At 70.7% G+C, this 18757-nt stretch carries 12 protein-coding genes and 1 rRNA gene (1 of these 13 only partly in view); 11 read left to right on the top strand and 2 right to left on the bottom strand.

The window, feature by feature from the left end; genetic code table 11:
- Positions 1-238: 238 nt before the first annotated feature.
- The 5 genes from QN245_RS00610 to QN245_RS00630 all read left to right on the top strand — a co-directional run bounded on the left by QN245_RS00610 (position 239) and on the right by QN245_RS00630 (position 8419).
- Entirely contained in the window at positions 239-1588 is a 1350-nt protein-coding gene (locus tag QN245_RS00610) for an MFS transporter (protein ID WP_317844265.1), read from the top strand.
- A gap of 167 nt (positions 1589-1755) precedes the next feature.
- Positions 1756-2355 carry a GTP cyclohydrolase I FolE gene (gene folE / locus QN245_RS00615; protein ID WP_017909619.1) on the top strand — a complete coding sequence of 200 codons (600 nt, stop codon included), beginning with the start codon at positions 1756-1758 and terminating at the stop codon, positions 2353-2355.
- A 31-nt stretch (positions 2356-2386) separates the two neighbouring features.
- Positions 2387-3856, top strand: coding sequence for a DUF3375 domain-containing protein (locus tag QN245_RS00620; protein ID WP_317844266.1), 1470 nt, complete (start codon positions 2387-2389; stop codon positions 3854-3856).
- Complete coding sequence (locus tag QN245_RS00625) at positions 3843-4526, top strand: DUF4194 domain-containing protein (RefSeq protein ID WP_160968503.1); 684 nt, start codon at positions 3843-3845, stop codon at positions 4524-4526. Before QN245_RS00620 ends, QN245_RS00625 begins: the two co-directional genes overlap by 14 nt.
- A gap of 95 nt (positions 4527-4621) precedes the next feature.
- Positions 4622-8419, top strand: coding sequence for an ATP-binding protein (locus QN245_RS00630; RefSeq protein WP_317844267.1), 3798 nt, complete (start codon positions 4622-4624; stop codon positions 8417-8419).
- Between the two features lie 94 nt (positions 8420-8513).
- Here the strand turns inward: QN245_RS00630 and QN245_RS00635 are convergent, their stop codons facing one another.
- Positions 8514-9287 carry a sulfite exporter TauE/SafE family protein gene (locus tag QN245_RS00635; protein ID WP_160968499.1) on the bottom strand — a complete coding sequence of 258 codons (774 nt, stop codon included), beginning with the start codon at positions 9285-9287 and terminating at the stop codon, positions 8514-8516.
- Between the two features lie 96 nt (positions 9288-9383).
- Between QN245_RS00635 and QN245_RS00640 the strand changes: the two genes are divergently transcribed.
- The 5 genes from QN245_RS00640 (at position 9384) to bphP (ending at position 16829) form a co-directional block, all read left to right on the top strand.
- Positions 9384-9776, top strand: a complete 393-nt coding sequence (locus tag QN245_RS00640; RefSeq protein WP_184450441.1) for a YchJ family metal-binding protein — start codon at positions 9384-9386, stop codon at positions 9774-9776.
- A 274-nt stretch (positions 9777-10050) separates the two neighbouring features.
- The gene (locus QN245_RS00645; protein ID WP_425612975.1) at positions 10051-12351 is read left to right on the top strand and encodes a lytic murein transglycosylase; all 2301 of its coding nucleotides are present in this window, start codon (positions 10051-10053) and stop codon (positions 12349-12351) included.
- Positions 12352-12915: 564 nt separating this feature from the next.
- Positions 12916-14166, top strand: coding sequence for a TCR/Tet family MFS transporter (locus tag QN245_RS00650; RefSeq protein ID WP_317844269.1), 1251 nt, complete (start codon positions 12916-12918; stop codon positions 14164-14166).
- Positions 14167-14322: 156 nt separating this feature from the next.
- Positions 14323-14922, top strand: coding sequence for a biliverdin-producing heme oxygenase (locus QN245_RS00655; protein WP_317844270.1), 600 nt, complete (start codon positions 14323-14325; stop codon positions 14920-14922).
- Positions 14919-16829, top strand: coding sequence for a bacteriophytochrome BphP (gene bphP, locus QN245_RS00660; RefSeq protein WP_317844271.1), 1911 nt, complete (start codon positions 14919-14921; stop codon positions 16827-16829). The genes QN245_RS00655 and bphP overlap by 4 nt, the downstream gene beginning before the upstream one ends.
- 21 nt (positions 16830-16850) lie before the next feature.
- On the opposite strand, the gene QN245_RS00665 is transcribed toward bphP, so the two are convergent.
- Complete coding sequence (locus QN245_RS00665) at positions 16851-18029, bottom strand: benzoate/H(+) symporter BenE family transporter (RefSeq protein ID WP_160968487.1); 1179 nt, start codon at positions 18027-18029, stop codon at positions 16851-16853.
- Positions 18030-18723: 694 nt separating this feature from the next.
- Here QN245_RS00665 and QN245_RS00670 point away from each other — a divergent pair.
- A 16S ribosomal RNA gene (locus tag QN245_RS00670) occupies positions 18724-18757 on the top strand (it continues 1511 nt past the right edge of the window).

Consider the following 18757-nt stretch of genomic DNA (forward strand, 5'->3'; position numbering starts at 1 on the left):
GTTCTGGATCGTCGCGGCAAGCAGGCGCAGACACAGGTCAAGCGCATCTCCAGCACTTGCGACATGCTTGCCGCGGGCAAGCGCCAGGTCTGCTGCTCCGATCGCTCGGGCAGGTACGGCAAGGCATTCGCTGCGCCGCAGGCACAATGAGGCGCGCGCCTGGCACACGCGCTGCCGCGACAGGATCCTCGCACGTGTGTGCCTATACTCCGTGACGTCCATCCACGAGGCCCGCCGCATGAGTGCATCCACCTCTTCGTCCGCCGCCGCCGCACCGGGCAGCCTGCGCCGCTCGGTGTCCAACACGCTCAAGGGCTCGGCCGGCAATCTGGTGGAGTGGTACGACGTCTATGTCTATTCGGTGTTCGCCACCTACTTCGAGTCGCAGTTCTTCTCCAAGGAGGACAAGAACGCCACGTTGTACGTGTGGGCGATCTTCGCGGTGACCTTCCTGATGCGGCCGATCGGCGCCTGGTACTTCGGCCGCTTCGCCGACCGCTACGGTCGCCGCCTGGCGCTGACGGTGTCGGTGTCGGTGATGGCCGCCTGTTCGTTCCTGATCGCGGTGACGCCCACCGTGGCCAGCATCGGCGGCGGCGCGGCGGTGCTGCTGCTGCTGGCGCGGCTGCTGCAGGGTTTCGCCACCGGCGGCGAATACGGCACCAGCGCCACCTACATGTCCGAGGCGGCGATTCCCGGGCGGCGCGGCTTTCTGTCCTCGTTCCACTACGTCACCCTGGTCGGTGGCCACGTGCTGGCGCAGGCGGTGCTGCTGGGAATGCTGCATTTCTTCGACAAGGGCCAGGTCTCCGAATGGGGCTGGCGCGTGGCCTTCGGCCTGGGCGGTATCGGCGCGCTGGTGGTGTTCTGGCTGCGCCGCACGATGGACGAGTCGCTGACGGCCGAGTCCATCGCCGCGGCCAAGCGCGGCGGCGCCAACGCCTCCGGCTCGCTGCGCGAGCTGTTCGTGCACCAGTGGCGCCCGCTGCTGCTGTGCTTCCTGATCACCGCCGGTGGCACCGTGGCGTTCTACACCTATTCGGTGACCGGGCCGAAGATGATCCAGACCGCCTTCGCCGGCGACGACCTGATGGCCGGCACCATCATCAACCTGGTCGCGCTGATCGTGCTGATGCTGATGCAGCCGGTGGGCGGTTGGCTGTCGGACATCATCGGGCGCAAGACCCTGCTGGTGTTCTTCGGCATCGGCGGCGTGCTCTATACCTGGTTCCTGGTGCTGGAACTGCCCAAGCAGAGCGACTGGTTGAGCGCGTTCGCGATCCTCACCGCCGGCTTCGTCATCCTCACCGGCTACACCTCGATCAACGCGGTGGTGAAGGCCGAGCTGTTCCCCACCCACATCCGCGCGCTGGGCGTGGGCCTGGGCTATGCGCTGGCCAATTCGGCCTTCGGCGGCACCGCGCCGCTGCTGTACCAGGCCTCGCTGAAGACCGGCCATGTCACCAGCTTCGTCTGGTACGCCACGGCGGTGATCGCGGTGTCGCTGGTGGTGTACATGTTCTTCCTGACCAACAAGGGGTCCAACTGGCTCGACCACGAGGGCGAGATGCGGACGCGTTCGCGCTGACCGGCGCGGCGTCTGCCCGGGCGGTGCGCGCGCCGCCCGGGCGCTGAGCAGATGGACGCTGAACGGCGCACCCGGTCGCGGCCGGGTCGCCCCGCCACGCGGGGGCCGCCATGCGGCGGCTGCCGGGCGACTCGGGTACCATGCAGCCCCCTCACGGGCGTTCCCCCATGGCCGATTCCGACAATAGCTCCACTCCCCCGGTGACCCAGGCGCAGGCCGAAGACGCAGTGCGCACCTTGTTGCGCTGGGCCGGCGAAGACCCCACCCGCGAGGGCTTGCTGGACACCCCGCGGCGCGTGGCCGAAGCCTATGGCGACTGGTTCAGCGGCTACCGCGCCGACCCGCGCGAGTACCTGCTGCGCACCTTCGAGGAAGTGGCCGGCTACGACGAACTGATCGTGTTGCGCGACATCGAGTACGAAAGCCACTGCGAACACCACATGGCGCCGATCATCGGCAAGGTCCACGTCGGCTACCTGCCGCGCGGCAAGGTGGTGGGCATCAGCAAGCTGGCGCGCGTGGTCGAGGCCTATGCGCGGCGCTTCCAGGTGCAGGAGAAGATGACCGCTCAGATCGCCCAGTGCATCCAGGACGTGCTGCAGCCGCTGGGCGTGGGCGTGGTGGTGGAAGGCGCGCACGAGTGCATGACCACCCGCGGCATCCACAAGCGCGGCGTCAGCATGGTCACCTCGAAGATGCTCGGCACCTTCCGCGAGGACGCGCGTACCCGCGCCGAGTTCCTGCGCTTCATCGAGCGCGTGCGCTGAGTCTGCGGATGCGGTGGCGGTCGGTTCCTGCATGAAGCCGCATGTCCGGATCGCCGGCTATCGCCAGTTGCGCGAACAGCCGTTGTGGAAGCTGCTCGCCGCCGACCATGCCCCGGAGCTGATCGGCCTGCTGCAGACCCTGCTCGGCGACGCCCAGCGGCGGCTGCCGGCCGACGTGCTGCACGAGCGCCTGCAGCGCCAGCTCGATGTGCTGAAGGACGACGAGCTGTCGCGCGAACTGCCGCGCACCGCGCAGGCCTACGTGGCGCACTGGCTGGCGCAGGGCTGGCTGGAGCGGCGCCTGCCCGAGGGCGATGCGCAGGAAGAATATGAACTGTCGCGGCAGGCGGCGCAGGCGATCCGCTTCATCGCTGGCGTGCGCGACAGCGCCAGCGTGGCCACCGAGAGCCGGCTGTCGCTGGTGATCCAGCAACTGGTGCAACTGGCCGGGCAGACCGAGACCGATCCGGACGCGCGCCTGGCGGCGCTGCGCGCCGAGCGCGAGCGCCTGGACGCGGAGATCGAGCGCGTGGCCGCCGGCAAGCTGGCCGCGCTGGACGGCAAGCGCGCGCTGGAACGCACCCGCGACATCATCCGCCTGTCCGACGACCTGACCGAGGATTTCCGCCGCGTCCGCGACGATTTCGAACGGCTCAACCGCGAGTTCCGCGAGCGCATCATCGACGACGAGGGCGCGCGCGGCGACGTGCTGGAGAAGCTGTTCGCCGGCATCGACGTGATCGGCGAGAGCGAGGCCGGGCGCAGTTTCCAGGCGTTCTGGAGCCTGCTCAACGACGCCGAGCAGAGCGTGCAGCTGGACGCGGCGCTGGAGGCGCTGCTGGCGCGCGGCTTCGCCCGCCGCCTGGATCGCCACGAACGCGCCTTCCTGCGCGGGCTCACCGGCACCCTGCTCGAACGCGGCGGCCAGGTGCACGAGGTGATGCAGCATTTCGCGCGCAGCCTGCGCGGGTTCGTACAGAGCCGCGGCTACCTCGAACAGCGCCGGCTCAACCAGTTGCTGAAGCAGGCGCAGGGCGAGGCACTGCAGCTGCGCGACCACCTGCACGCCACCGCCGCCACCGGCTACGTGCTGCCGCTGAGCAGCGCGCGGCTGCGCTCGCTGTCGCAGTGGCGCCTGCACGACCCGCGCAGCCAACAGGTGGACGGGCGGGTGCAGGCGGCCGAGGCGGCGACGATCTCGCTGGACAGCGTCGGCGACCTGGTGGCGCAGTCGGAGATCGATCTGCGCGGCCTGCGCAACGACCTGCACGACCTGCTCGGCCGGCAGCCGCAGCTGAGCATCGGCGAGGCGCTGCGGCAGCGCCCGGCGGCGCAGGGCCTGGGCAGCGTGATCGGCTACCTGGCGCTGGGCACCCGTCACGGCGTGGTCGTCGATGGCGAATGGGAAGCGGTGCAATGGGAGGGCGGCGACGGCCAGGTGCGGCGCGCGCGCATCCCGCTGGTGTGGTTCACCAAGGAAAAACGCAATGAACTGGTCTGACGAATTCCACGGCCACCAGGCCGATGCCGGCGATGTTGCGACGGCCGCCGCCACCGCCGCCGAGGCCGGCACTACGCTGTTCGCCGGCGACAGCGGCAGCCTGCCGCTGGAAGCACGCCGCGCGCTGTGCCAGTTGCTGTCCGGCCCCAGCGTCGATGCCTACCGGCACGGCCCGCTATGGCAGGCGTTGCTGCGCCATGAGGTGGCGATCCGCCGCGTGCTGAGCGAGCTGTTCCTGGAGTTGGTGCTGGACCGCGACGGCGGCGTGGCATTCGCGCGCCAGGCCGACACCGGCGAGCTGGAGACCCCGGCGCTGCTGCGCACCGCGCCGCTGACCTTTATCGAGTCGGTGCTGTTGCTGTTCCTGCGCCAGCAACTGGCCGAGGCCGACACCCGCGGCGAGCGCGCGGTGGTCGACGAGGCGCAACTGCTGGAAGTGCTGACGGTGTACGAGAAGAACGTGTCCACCGACCGCGCCGGCTTCGCCCGGCGGGTGCTGGCGGCGATCGCCAAGATGCGCGACAACCACCTGCTGTCCAAGCTGCGCGGCAGCGAGGACCGCTACGAAGTCTCGCCCGCGCTGAAGCTGCTGTTCTCGGCCGAGGACGTGCAGGCGCTGGCGGCGGCCTACCGCGGCCTGCGCGACGGCGCGGCCGAGACGGCGCCATGACAGGCCTGCGCCCGCGCGTCGCCCGCGCCTAGCGTCGCCCCGGCGCCGTGCGCTGGCCGCCATGGCGGCCGTCCCCGTTTTCCGATGAGTTCCCGATGACGTCCCTGTCCGAATCGTCCACCGTCCCCGTCGCTCCGTCCCTGTTCGCCGAGACCCTGGCCGAGCAACGCGCGCAGCAGTACCGCATGCGCCGCCTGCAGGTGCACAACTGGGGCACCTTCAACGGCCTCACCGACGTGCCGATCGCCGAGAAGGGTTTCCTGTTCGTCGGCCGCTCCGGTTCGGGCAAGTCGACCCTGCTCGATGCGATGTCGGCCCTGCTGACGCCACCGAGCATCGTCGACTTCAACGCCGCCGCGCGCGAGGCCGAACGCAGCGGACGCGACCGCAGCCTGGTCTCCTACGTGCGCGGCGCCTGGGCCGACCAGCAGGACAGCGCCTCCGGCGAGATCGCCACCCAGTACCTGCGCAAGGGCGCGACCTGGTCGGCGCTGGCGCTGGAGTACCGCAACGCGCACGGCCAGGCGGTGAGCCTGGTGCGGCTGTTCTGGATCGCCGGCAGCGGCACCGCCGCGGCCGACGTGCGCAAGCACTACATGGTGGTGCCGCGCGGCTTCGACGTGGCCGCCGAACTGGACGGCTTCGACCTGGACCTGCGCCGACTCAAGCTGCGCCTGGGCGAGGACGTGCACCATTTCGACAGCTTCGCCGGCTACGCCGAGCGCTTCCGCCACCTGCTCGGCATCGGCAACGAGATGGCGCTGCGGTTGCTGCACAAGACCCAGTCGGCGAAGAACCTGGGCGATCTCAACGCCTTCCTGCGCAGCTTCATGCTCGACGAGCCGCGCACCTTCGAGGCGGCCGACCGCCTGGTCGAGGACTTCGCCGAACTCGACGGCGCGCACCACGCGGTGGTCACCGCGCGGCGCCAGGTGGAGACCCTGACCCCGGCGCGCGACTACCACGCCGAACTGCTGGCGCTGCGGCGCGGCGTTGGCGAGCTGCGCGAGCTGCAGCTGGGCATCGACGGCTACCGCGAGCAGCGCCGCCTGGCGCTGCTGGACGCGCGCCTGCAGGAACTGGACACCCAGGACCGCGGCCTGGCCGGCGAGGAAGGGCAGCGCCGCGAAGCACTGGACAACCACGAGCAGACCCTGGCCGAGCTGGAGACGCAGCAACGCGCGCAGGGCGGCGAGCAGGTCGAGGCGCTGGAGCGCGAGCACGGCCGTGTCGAACGCGAGCGTGACGAGCGCATGCGCCGCCGCAGTCAGGTCGAACAGGCCTGCCGCCAACTCGGCATGGGCCTGGCCGGCAGCGCCAGCGGCTTCGCCGAGCAGGTGGCGCAGGCCCGCGCGCTGCGCGACGGCGTCGCCGGCGAGGCCAGCAGCCTGGACGAGGCGATCGCCGAGCGCATGGCCGAGCGCCGCGAGGACGAACGCCGCTTCGCGGTCATCCGCGCCGAGATCGAGGCGCTGCTGAAGGCGCCCTCGAGCATTCCCGCGCCGATGCAGGCGCTGCGCGCGCGGCTGTGCGCGGAGACCGGCCTGTCCGAAGCGGCCCTGCCGTTCGTCGGCGAACTGGTGCAGGTGGAGGCCGACCAGGCCGCCTGGCGCGGCGCGATCGAGCGCGTGCTGCACGGCTTCGCGCAGTCGCTGCTGGTCGACGAACGCCACTACGCCAGCGTCGCCGACTGGGTCAACAAGACCCAGCTCGGCACCCGCCTGGTGTATTTCCGGGTACGCCACAACGCGCCGCTGCAGCACCGCGAGCCCGATGCCAAGTCGCTGCTGCGCAAGCTGGAGTTGCGCGATCACGCCTACGCGCCGTGGCTGCGCCAGGAACTGGCGCGGCGCTTCGACTACGCCTGCGTGGACACCGTGGCGCAACTGCGCGACGCCGAGCGCGCGATCACCCGCGAAGGCCAGGTCAAGCATCCGGGCGACCGTTACGAGAAGGACGACCGCCACGCCGTCGGCGACCGCAAGCGCTGGCTGCTCGGCTACGACAACCGCGACAAGCTCAAGGTCTTCGAGCGCGAGGGCCAGACCCTGGCGCAGCGCATCGCCGCCTGCGATGCCGACGTCGCCGCCCTGCGCAAGCAGCGCGAGCAGGACCAGGGACGGCAACTGGCCGCGCACACCCTGGCCGAGCGCGAGTGGGACGAAATCGACGTCGCGCCCAAGCTGCAGCGCCTGAGCGACATCGCCGAGCAACTGCTGCAGCTGCGCGAGGGCGACACCGCGCTGCGCGCGCTGGGCGAGCAGATCGCCACCGTCCGCGCGCGCCGCGACCAGGCCCGCCGCACCTACGAGGACGTGCGCCTGGAGCGCGCGCAGGTGAGCCGCGAGCGCGCGCGCCTGGAAGCGCAGCGCGAGACCTGCGCGGCGCGCGTGGCCACCGCGGTGATCGGCCCGGCGCAGGTGGCGGGGCTGGACGCGCGGCTGGCGGCGCTGCCGCCGTTGAGCCTGGACAACCTGGAAGCGCATCTGCGCAGCGTCGAGCGCGGCCTCGGCGAACAGCTGGCGCAGAGCCAGGCGCAGGACGCGCGGCTGAGCCAGCAGGTGTTGGACTGCTTCCGCCGCTACTGCCAGCAGTGGCCGGAGGACAGTGGCGACTTCACCGTCAGCCTGGCCAGCGCCGACGATTTCCTGGCGCGCCTGCAGCGGCTGGAGAGCGACGGCCTGCCGCGCCACGAAGGCCGCTTCTTCGACCTGCTGCAGACCCAGAGCAAGAACAACCTGCTGGCCCTGCAGCGCTACACCGCCGAAGCGCACAAGGCGATCAAGCAGCGCATGGACGAGGTCAACGCCAGCCTGGAGCAGGTGCCGTTCAACCGCGGCACCCTGTTGACCATCGAGGTCAGCGACCGGCGCCTGCTCGAGGTGCAGGAGTTCCAGCAGCAGTTGCGCGCGGTGCTCGGCCATCAGCAGACGGAGGACCGCGCGCTGGCCGAGGCGCAGTTCGCCATGTTGCGCGGCCTGGTGCAGCGGCTCGGCGCGCAGGAGCCGGAGCTGCGGCGCTGGCGCGAACAGGTGCTGGACGTGCGCCAGCACGTGGAGTTCGTCGGCGTGGAACTGGATGCCGACAGCCGCACGCAGGTGGAGATCTACCGCAGCGGCGCCGGCAAGTCCGGCGGCCAGCGCCAGAAGCTGGCCACCACCTGCCTGGCCGCGGCGCTGCGCTACCAGCTCGGCGGCGAGGACGGCGAACTGCCGCGCTACGCCGCGGTGGTGCTGGACGAGGCCTTCGACAAGGCCGACAACGAGTTCACCGCGCTGGCGATGAACATCTTCGAGAACTTCGGCTTCCAGATGGTGGTGGCCACGCCGCTGAAATCGGTGATGACGCTGGAGCCGTTCATCGGCGGCGCCTGTTTCGTCGAGATCAGCGGCCGCCACAACTCCGGCGTGCTGCTGATCGAATACGACGAGCAGGCGCACCGGTTGAAGTTGCCCGAGCGCAGCCGTAACGAGGCGACGACACCTGCGGTGGAATCGGCCGAGGTGGTGGACCAGGCCGGCGCCGATCTGCCGCCGCCGCCGGCTGCTGCCGCAACCGCGGATCCCGTCGCAGACGTCGCCGCGCCGGCGCGCGCGTCCGGCAAGGCGCGCGCTGGCCGCGATAGCGCCGCCAAGCCACCGACCACGCGCAAGGCGCCGCCAGCGATGCCCGGCAAACGCGCCCGCACCGCTGCCGCGACACCTGCGGCCAAGGCCCCGAAGGCATCACGTAAGGCCGCCGCGGCCGTGGCACCTGCGTCCACGGCCACCCGGCCGGCCACGCGGTCGGCGTCGGCGAAGACCGCGAAAGCCGTCACAGGCAGCACACCTGCGAAGCCGGCCAAGGCGGCGCCCAAGGTGCCCCCCGCGAGCGCCAAACGCCGCGGCGGCTGAGCGGCGCTGGCGCCGCGCGTGCCCATCGGGCGTGCGCTCGCCGGCACGGCGGCAGGGCAGGGACGCGGCGATCGTACAGCGCCGCGCGCGGCACTCAGTGCAGCAAATCCCAGCCCATCTTGCCGATCAGCACCACTACCAGCACCAGGAACAACTGCCGGATCAGCGGCGTGCCGCCACGCAGCGCCAGCCGCGTGCCGGTCACCGCACCGGCCACGTTGGCCACGGCCATCGGCACCGCCGCGGCCAGCAGGATCTTGCCGCTGGGCACGAAGAAGCACAGCGCCGCCAGGTTGGTGGCCAGGTTGACCACCTTCGACGCGGCCGAAGCGCGCAGGAAATCCAGGCCGAAGAAGCGGATGAACAGGAAGATCAGGAAGCTGCCGGTGCCCGGGCCGAAGAAGCCGTCGTAGAAGCCGATCGCCGCGCCGATCGCCAGCGCGATCGCCAGTTCGCGGCGGCCGACATGGCGCGGGCGGTGCAGCGCGCCGAAGTCCTTCTTGACCAGCGTGTAGCCCAGCATCGCGATCAGCAGCACCAGGATCAGCGGCCGCACCGCCTGTTTCGGCAGCAGGCTCACCGCGGTGGCGCCGAGGAAAGCGAACACGAACGCGGCGGCGGTCGCGTACAGCACCGGCCGCCACGGCAGGCGCACATGGCGCGCATAGCGCCAGGCGGAGACGCCGGTGCCGGCCATGGAACTGAACTTGTTGGTGCCCAACACCACCGCCGGCGCCTGTTGCGGCAAGGTCGCGAACAACCCGGGCAACTGGATCAAGCCGCCGCCGCCCACCGCCGCGTCCACCAGCCCGGCGACGAAGGCGATGCACAGCAGCCAGGGCAGTTCGGTGGGGATCGACTCGAGCACGCCGGCGCTCCGCGCAAGGGGCCGCAAGCATAGCCGCCACCGGCCGCGGCGCGTGCGCGGCGTGCGCTGGGTCGCCGCAGCCGGCACAATCGGCACATGCCCCCGTCCGCCCCGCGCCTTGCCGATCCCTGCCCCTGCGGCCGTCCGCGCGACTATGCGCAGTGCTGCGGGCCGTACCATGCCGGCGCCGCCGCGCCCGATGCCGAAAGCCTGATGCGCTCGCGCTACAGCGCCTACGTGCGCCGCGATGCCGATTACCTGCGCGCGAGCTGGCATCCGTCGACCTGCCCGCCGCAGGTGGAGATCGACCCGCGCACGGTCTGGCTCGGCCTCACCGTGCAGCGCGTGCTGCAGACCGGCGCGGACAGCGCTGAGGTCGCCTTCCTGGCGCGCTATCGCATCGGCGGCGGCAGCGCCGTGCGCATGACCGAGCACAGCCGTTTCGTGCGCGAGGACGGGCGCTGGTACTACCTCGACGCGCTGGACTGAATCCGCACATGTAGCGCTGGCAGTGCGCACCCGCACACTGCCGTTGGTGGCTGAAGCAGGCGTCGGCCCTGCTTGCGCTTGGAAGCACGTGTCGCAGATGCCGAACGCCGTGCGTGTCCTGGCCGTGGCTTCGCGTTGCGCGATCTGCCAACCACGCCACGCTCGGAACACGTTGCCGGTCGCGCGCCGCCAGCCGCCCGCGTCGCGTGAGCGGGGTGCACACGCGGCGGTTGTTTATGATGTCGGCCCTGCCGTCGGCGAGGAAGTTTCGATGATGCGTTTCGCCTGGATCCTGCTGCTGGCCGCGCCCTGCGCGCTCGCGCAGACCCCGCCCGCGGCGGCGCCGTCCACGCCCGATCCGGCCTTCGCCACCTGCGCGGCCGGCCTGCGTACGGCTGCGGCGAAGGCGGGCGTCGCCGAGGCGTCCTTCGACCGCTTCACCGCCGGCCTGCAGCCGGACCCGAGCGTGCTGCCGCTGCTCGACGCCCAGCCCGAGTTCACCACGCCGATCTGGGACTACCTGGCCGGCCTGGTCGACAGCCAGCGCATCGACGACGGCCGCGCCATGCTGACCACGCACCGCGACCTGCTCGCGCAGGTGGCGCAGAAATATGGCGTGGACCCGGAGACGGTGGTCGCGGTGTGGGGCGTGGAGAGCGACTACGGCCGCATCTCCGGCAAGCGTCCGCTGCTGGTGTCGCTGCTGACCCTGTCCTGCGAAGGCCGCCGCCAGCCGTTCTTCCGCAGCGAACTGTTCGCGCTGCTGAAGCTGCTGCAGTCCGGTGACCTGCGGCCCGAGGGCCTGACCGGGTCCTGGGCCGGCGCCTTCGGCCACACCCAGTTCATGCCCAGCACCTATGCCCGCGTCGCCGTGGACGGCGATGGCGACGGCCGCCGTGATCTGGTCGCCAGCATCCCCGATGCGCTGGCGTCCACCGCCAACTATCTCAAGCTGGCCGGCTGGCAGAGTGGCCAGCCGTGGGGGCTGGAAGTGAAGCTGCCGGCGGGCTTCGACCCGGCGTTGGCCGGACGCACCCAGCGCCGGCCGCTGTCGGACTGGCGCGCGCGCGGCCTCACCGCCGCCGATGGCAGCGCACTGCCGGCGCTGGCCGCGCAGACGCCGGCGGCGGTGCTGATCCCGGCCGGAGTGCATGGCCCGGCGTTCCTGGTGTTCCGCAACTACGACGCGATCTACGCCTACAACGCCGCCGAAAGCTACGCGCTGGCGATCGCGCTGTTGTCCGACCGGCTGCGCGGCAAGCCCGGGCTGGTCGCCGCCTGGCCGACCGACGACCCCGGCCTGGGCCGCCCCGAGCGGCGCGAACTGCAGACCCTGCTGCTGGCGCGCGGTCACGCCATCGGCCAGGCCGACGGCGCCATCGGCACCGCCACCCGTCGCGCGATCCAGGCCGAGCAGCAGCGCCTGGGCCTGCAGCCGGCCGACGGCCGCGCCGGGCAACGCATCCTCGACGCGCTGCGCCGCGAGGCCGGCGGCGCGCCCGCGACACCCGCGCCGACACCGGCCACGCCGCCGCAGTCGCAGCCGCCTGCACCGGCCTCTTCGCCCGCACCCGCACCCGCATCGACGCCGGCACCCACGCCCCCGCCCGTAACCACGCCGTTCGGCGGCACGCCGCCCACCGCGTTCCGGCTGCCGGCCGCCTACCCGGCCTTCGCCCAATCCCCCGCGCCACGGAGCATCCACCCCATGTCCGACGTCCCCGGCCTGAGCACAGGCGACTTCCACGGCTACCCCTCGCTGCTGGTGGAGACCCCGCAGTCCACCGCCGCGATCAGCCTGTTCGGCGGCCAGGTGCTGTCGTTCGTGCCCAAGGGCGGCACCGACGCGCTGTGGCTGTCGCCGAGCGCGCAGCCCACGCCGACCCCGATCCGCGGCGGCACCCCGGTGTGCTGGCCGTACTTCGGTCGCCAGGGCCAGAGCGACGCCGTGCCCGCGCACGGCTTCGTGCGCACCGTGCCCTGGCAATTGCAGGACGCGCGGCGCGAGGCCGACGGCAGCCTGGTCCTGACTCTGGCGCCGCCCGACTTCGACGACCTGCCGCTGCGCCTGCGCATGCAACTGCGCATCGGCGCCACCCTGGAGCAGCGCCTGGTCACCGACAACGTCGGTACCGCACCGGCCCGCTTCACCCAGGCGCTGCACAACTATTTCCGTGTCGCCGACGCCACCCAGGTGCGCGTGCAGGGCCTGGACGGCCTGGACTACCTGGACAAGTTCGAGAACTACGCCACGCCGCATCGCCAGCACGGCGACTGGAGCCTGCAGGATCCGCGCGATCCCGGCCGCAGCGACCGCATCTACACCGAGGCCGGCGGCCGCTACACCCTGCTGGACCCGGGCCTGCAGCGCCGCATCGAGATCGCCACCACCGGCAGCCGCACGTTGGTGGCGTGGAACCCGGGCGAGGCCGGCGCGCAGAAGATGGCCGACGTCGGCCCGCATTGGCGCCAGTTCGTGTGCCTGGAAGCGGCCAATGCCGGGCCCGAGGTGATCGAACTGGCGCCCGGTGCCCAGCACGTGCTGCAGCAGACCATCTCCGTCGCGGCGTTGTGATCCCTGGCGGATGGCGGCGGCGGCGCCTGCTGCGGCTCGGTGGATGGACGACTGCCACGGCCCGCTGCTGACAGCGCCACTGGCTGGTGCGCGGTGGCCGATGTCGCCGCGGCCGTACTCACCCCTGTCGCTGGGGCCGGACCCTCACCCCCAACCCCTCTCCCGGCGGGAGAGGGGAGTCGCTTGGTGCAGGGTGAAGTGCAGTCCCGATGCAATCAGCCAGCCCAGACGCTTTTTTGTGGGAGGGACTTCAGTCCCGACGCCTTGACCCTTCAGGCCGCGGTCGAAAGCGCTCCTACGACAAGCGACCGAGCCGCACCGGTGGTGCATAAATGGCTTGAGTCCCGACTCGCAATCAGCCAGCCCCGAGCTTCTGTGGGAGGGACTTCAGTCCCGACGCGATGATCCCCACCGGCCGCAGTTGAAACTGCTCTCGCGACAACCGCCAAGCCACCACGGTGTGGCAGACACCACACCCGGTCCACTCCCGCACCTCCGACACCCGCCGGTGCGCCGCTGACCAGGTGCGCCGATTACACTGCCGCGTCCGCCAGGAGGCCTGCCGTGCACGCTCCGACTCCCGCCGTCCGCGCGCGCCGCGCCGCGGTCGCCTTCATCTTCGTCACCCTGCTGATCGACGTGCTGTCCTTCGGCGTCATCATTCCGGTGCTGCCTTCGCTGGTGCGCGGCTTCACCGGTGGCGACTTCGCCGCCGCCGCCAGGTGGGTCGGCTGGTTCGGCTTCCTGTTCGCCGCACTGCAGTTCGTCAGCTCGCCGCTGCAAGGCGCCTTGTCCGACCGCTACGGCCGGCGCCCGGTGATCCTGGCCTCCTGCCTGGGGCTGGGTGTGGACTTCATGGTGATGGCATTGGCGCAGAGCCTGCCGGTGCTGCTGCTGGCGCGCATGGTCTCCGGCGTGTTCTCGGCCAGCTTCAGCTCGGCCAACGCCTACATCGCCGACATCACCCCGGCCGACAAGCGCGCCCAGGCCTACGGCATCATCGGCGCCGCGTTCGGCGTGGGCTTCGTGGTCGGTCCGCTGCTCGGCGGCTGGCTCGGCAGCCTGCACCTGCGCGCGCCGTTCTGGTTCGCCGCCGGGTTGGCCCTGCTCAACTTCCTCTACGGCCTGTGGGTGCTGCCCGAATCACTGGCGCCGGAGCGGCGCACCGCGCGGGTGGACTGGGCGCACGCCAATCCGTTCGGCGCGCTGCGCCTGCTGCGCCGCTATCCGCAGGTGTTCGCGCTGGCCGCGGTGATCTTCCTGGCCAACCTGGCGCACTACGTCTACCCGAGCATCTTCGTGCTGTTCGCCGACTACCGCTTCGGCTGGGGGCCGAAGCAGGTCAGCTGGGTGCTGGCCCTGGTCGGGGTGTGCAGCATCGTGGTCAACGCCGTGCTGGTGGCGCGGGTGGTGCGCCGCTTCGGCGAGCGTGGGGCGCTGCTGTTCGGCCTGGGCTGCGGCGTGATCGGCTTCGCCATCTACAGCGTGGCCGGCAGCGGCGCGCTGTTCCTGCTCGGGGTGCCGATCAGCGCGCTGTGGGCGGTGGCCGGGCCGGCGGCGCAGGCGATCGTCACCCGCCACGTCGGCGCCGACGCGCAAGGCCGCGTCCAGGGCGCGCTGATGAGCCTGGTCAGCCTGGCCGGGGTGATCGGGCCGCTGCTCTACGCGTGGGTGTTCGCCGCCTTCATCGGCCCGCGCGCGCTGCTGCACTTTCCCGGTGCGCCCTGGCTGCTGGCGGCGCTGTTGCTGGGCGGCGGCTGGATCGTGGCCTGGCGGCGCGCGCGCGTGCCGGCCGCCGCGGTTCCCGGTCGCTGAGGGCGGCACGGACAGCGCGAACGGAATGAACGACTCAGTTTGCGCGGGCACCGACGGCATGGACCATGCGGCCTCGCCTGGCACCGCGCGGTCGCGATTGTTACGCTGTGCCCTCTCTTTCGTCGCGGCCGGCCGGCTGCTGTACCAGTCGCCTGCATGATGTCTCCTCCCGACGGAACCGCCCTGCCGTTGACCGCTGCGCGCCTGCTGCGCGAGTCCACTGCGCACCAGCATCAGGCCGTGGAAGACCTGCCGGCGATGCGCACGCTGATGGACCCGGCGCTGTCGCTGGCCGACTACGTGCAGGTGCTGCGTCGCCATCACGCGGTGCTGGCCGGCTGGGAGCAGCGCGAAGCGGCCTGGCTGCGTGACTGCGGCGATGCGCAGTGGCAGTACCAGCCACGCACGCCGTTGCTGGCGCAGGATCTGCACGCGCTGCAGGCATCCCCGCCGGCGCCGCAACCGCTGCCGGCGGCAGCCGAGGCCGGTACCCGCTGGGGCATGCTCTATGTCGTCGAGGGCTCGCGCCTGGGCGGGCGGGTGATCGCCCGGCAACTGCGCCAGACCCTCCCCGCGGCCGCGCCGGCGCTGTCCTATTTCGAACTCGGCCATGCCGATCCGGCCGCCTGGCGGCATTTCCAGCAGCGCCTGGAGCGGGCCTTGCCGAGTGCGCCGCTGCGCCAGGCCGCGGTCGACGGCGCCCGTGCCATGTTCGCGCACTTCCATACCCATTTCGCCCTGGAGATCGCCGCATGAGCGACATCGTCGTGCCCCTGGACATGGACGCATGCGCGCGCGAGCCGATCCATATCCCCGGCTCGGTACAGCCGCACGGTGTCCTGCTGGTGATCGAGCCGCAGGACGGTTGCATCGTCCAGGCCAGCGCCAGTGCCGCCGACCTGTTCGGCCGGCCGCTGGACGAACTGCTCGGACAGCGCTACGACGCCCTGCTCGTGCTGGAGGATCCGCGCATGCGGCGGCTGTCGGATGGAGCAGAGCGCAGCGACCTGGCCTATGTCGAAATCGGACTCAAGGTCACCGCCGCGGCCTCGACGCAGCGTTGGGTCGGCGCCTGGCATCTGTATCCGGAGCAGTGGCTGCTGGAACTGGAGCCGCGCGACGCGCCGCTGGCCGACGCCACCTTGCGCGAAGCGCTGCCGGTGCTGCGCCGGCTGGAGACAGAACACAGCATCGAGGATGCCTGCCACCGCGCCGCCAAGAGCCTGCGCAGCCTGATCGGCTACGACCGGGTGATGATCTACCGCTTCGACGACGACTGGAACGGCGATGTGGTCGCCGAGGCGCGCGCGAAGGAACTGGAGCCGTATCTCGGCCTGCACTATCCGGCCAGCGACATTCCCGCGCAGGCCCGCGCGCTGTACCTGCGCAACCGCGTGCGGCAGATCGCCAACGTCGGCTACGTGCCGTCGCCGATCCAGCCCACCCTGCATCCGCGCCTGCGCGCGCCGGTGGACCTGAGCGACGTCAGCCTGCGCAGCGTCTCGCCGGTGCACCTGGAATACCTGGCCAACATGGGCGTCACCGCCACCCTGGTGGCTTCGATCGTGGTCAACGACGCGCTGTGGGGGCTGATCGCCTGCCACCACTACCGCCCGTACTTCTGCAACCACGAAATGCGCGATGTCGCCGACGCATTGAGCCGGGCGCTGGCCGGGCGCATCGGCGCGATCACCGCGGTGGCGCGCGCGCGCACCGAGTCGGTGCTGCTGACCGTGCGCGAGAAGCTGATCACCAACTTCAACGACGCCGAGATGCTGACCGCGCCGATGCTCGACGAGATGGCCTCGGACCTGCTCGACGTGGTCGATGCCGACGGCGTGGCGGTGTTCCACGGCGATCACGTCACCCGCCACGGCATGCTGCCGGCGACCGAGGATCTGGCGCGGATCCGCGAGCAGATCGAGTCCACCCATCACGAAGCGCTGCGCCACGACGCGGTCGGCGCCCTGCACTCGGACCAGATCGGCGAAACCTTCCCGGCGCTGGCCGATCTGGCCCCGCTGGCGGCCGGCTTCATCTTCGTGCCGCTGATGCCGCAGGCGCGCAGCGCCTTGCTGTGGACCCGTCGCGAACAGGTACGCACGGTCAACTGGGCGGGCAATCCGCAGTTGGCCAAGCTGCAGGACATCGCCGGCTCGCGGCTGTCGCCGCGCAAGAGCTTCGACCTGTGGCAGGAGACCGTGCGCGGGCGCGCGCAGCCCTGGTCGCCGATCAGCCTGGAATCGGCACGCAGCCTGCGGGTGCTGATCGAGCTGATGGAACGCAAGCGCTTCCAGCAGGATTTCGCGCTGCTGGAGACGTCGCTGTCGCGGCTGCGCGAACCGGTGGCGATCGTCGAGCGCGGCGAGGGCCCGCGGCGCAGCCGCCTGGCCTTCGTCAACGAGGCCTTCGCCGCGCTGTTCGAGCGCGAGGTCGCCGAGCTGATCGGCTGCGATCTGGAGCGGCTGTACGCCAGCGACGCGGTACTGGCGGAGACCCAGCGCATCGATACCTTGCTGCGGCAGGGACGTGCGGCCTACGTCACCCTGCCGCTGCGGGTGGACGGCGCCATCGCGGTGCACCGTCAGTTCGACTTCGAACCGCTGCCCGATCCCTCCGGCGTGCCCAGCCACTGGCTGCTGCAGTTGCGCGACCCGCGCTGAGTCCGGTCCGGCAGCGCAGCCTCAGCGGCTGCGCCGCCACAGCGCCAGTGTCGCCGCCCCGGCCAGCAGGCCCCACAACGCCGCGCCGATGCCGAACAGCGACAGTCCCGAGGCGGTCACCAGGAACGCGATCAGCGCCGGTTCGCGCTCGTGTTCCTCGCGCAAGGCCGACGCCAGGCTGTTGCCAATGGTGCCGAACAAGGCGATGCCGGCGATCGCCATCACCAGTTCCTTCGGGAAGGCAGCGAACAGCGCGGCCACGGTGGCGCCGAACACGCCGATCAATAGATAGAACACCCCGGCGAACACCGCGGCCATGTAGCGGCGCTGCGGATCCTCCTGCGCCTCGCGGCCCATGCAGATCGCGGCGGTGATCGCCGCCAGGTTCAGCCCGTAGGCGCCGAACGGCGCCAGCACCGTGTTGACCACGCCGATCCAGCCGATGGTGGGCGAGATCGGCACCGCATAGCCGGACGCGCGGATCGCAGCCACGCCCGGCAGGTTCTGCGAGGTCATCGTCACCACGAACAGCGGCAGTGCGATCCCGAACAGCGCCTGCCACGACAGCGTCGGCCACACCAGCACCGGCTGTGCCAGGCGCAGCTGCGCCGCCTCCAGATGCAGCGCACCGTTGCCCGCGGCCACCGCGATGCCGACCAGCAGCGTGGCGATCACCGCATAGCGCGGGAAGGCGCGGCGTCCGAGCAGGTAGGTGGCGAACATCGCCAGCGCCATGCCGAGCTGGTGCTGCATCGCCACGAATACGTCGAGGCCGAAGCGCAGCAGCACGCCGGCCAGCATCGCCGAAGCCAGCGACAGCGGAATGCGCCGCAGCAGGCGTTCGAACAGCCCGGAGAAGCCGGCGAGCGTGGACAACACCGCCACCACCACGAAGGCACCGATCGCATCGGACAACGGCAGTCCGCCGCCGCTGCCGATCAGCAGCGCGGCACCGGGCGTGGACCAAGCCGTGACCACCGGCATCCGGTAGCGCAGCGACAGCCCGATGCAGGTCAGGCCCATGCCCAGCCCCAACGCCCACATCCACGAGGCGATCTGTGCCTGCGACGCGCCGACGCTGCGCGCGGCCTCGAACACGATCGCCGCCGAACTGGTGAAGCCGACCAGGACGGTGACGAAGCCGGCGATCAGCGCGGGCAGCGAAGCGTCGCGCCAGAGCGAGCGTGCAGCAGCGGTCATGCGGAACCCTGTGGTGGAGCGCAGGCTGCATTCTCGGCCAAATGCCGGCGGTCGGCCGTGCCAAGTCCGCACTAATAGAGAGAGGAGCGCGGCAGGGACGCGGCGCTGCACGGCAGCCGCAAAAAAACGGTTGACCTTTTTTCCCCTGCCATTAAACTGCGCGGCCCGCTACGCAACTGCCGAGCTTCGGCACGACAGAGGCAGGCGGGGCCGGAAACACCTAGCGAACATCGGGTGTTGACAGCGTGAAAAAGTCGGCTAATATGGCCGGCTCGCTTCGAGGAAAAGCCTACGGGTTTGGACGAAGAAGCGGCGTCAAGGCCTTGATCAACAAGGTGTTGACGGCAAGAAAAAAGCCGCTATGATGGGCGGCTCGGTTCGACGAAAAGCCTTCGGGTTTGAAGACGAACCAGCGTCAACCACCTCGAAATGAGGTGTTGACGGAAACAAAAAGCCCGCTATAATGGGCGGCTCACTCGGACGGAAACGTCGGGGCGAAAAGGGAAAGGCGCTGAGGCCGGCCCCGAAGTTCTTTGACAGTGTGCGCAGGTAACTTGTGAGGACGCCTGCAGGTGGAAGTATGTCCATCTTGCAGACGTTCGAATCAAGAGCAACAAATCAATTGCTTTGCAAGCGATACGTAGCTTGGTTTGAACTCTGCATATCAAAGTATTGGCCTTCGGGCCTGTAATTTTAAGTGAAGAGTTTGATCCTGGCTCAGAGTGAAC

Source organism: Xanthomonas rydalmerensis (assembly GCF_033170385.1).
In the GTDB taxonomy this organism is placed as follows: Bacteria; Pseudomonadota; Gammaproteobacteria; order Xanthomonadales; family Xanthomonadaceae; genus Xanthomonas_A; species Xanthomonas_A rydalmerensis.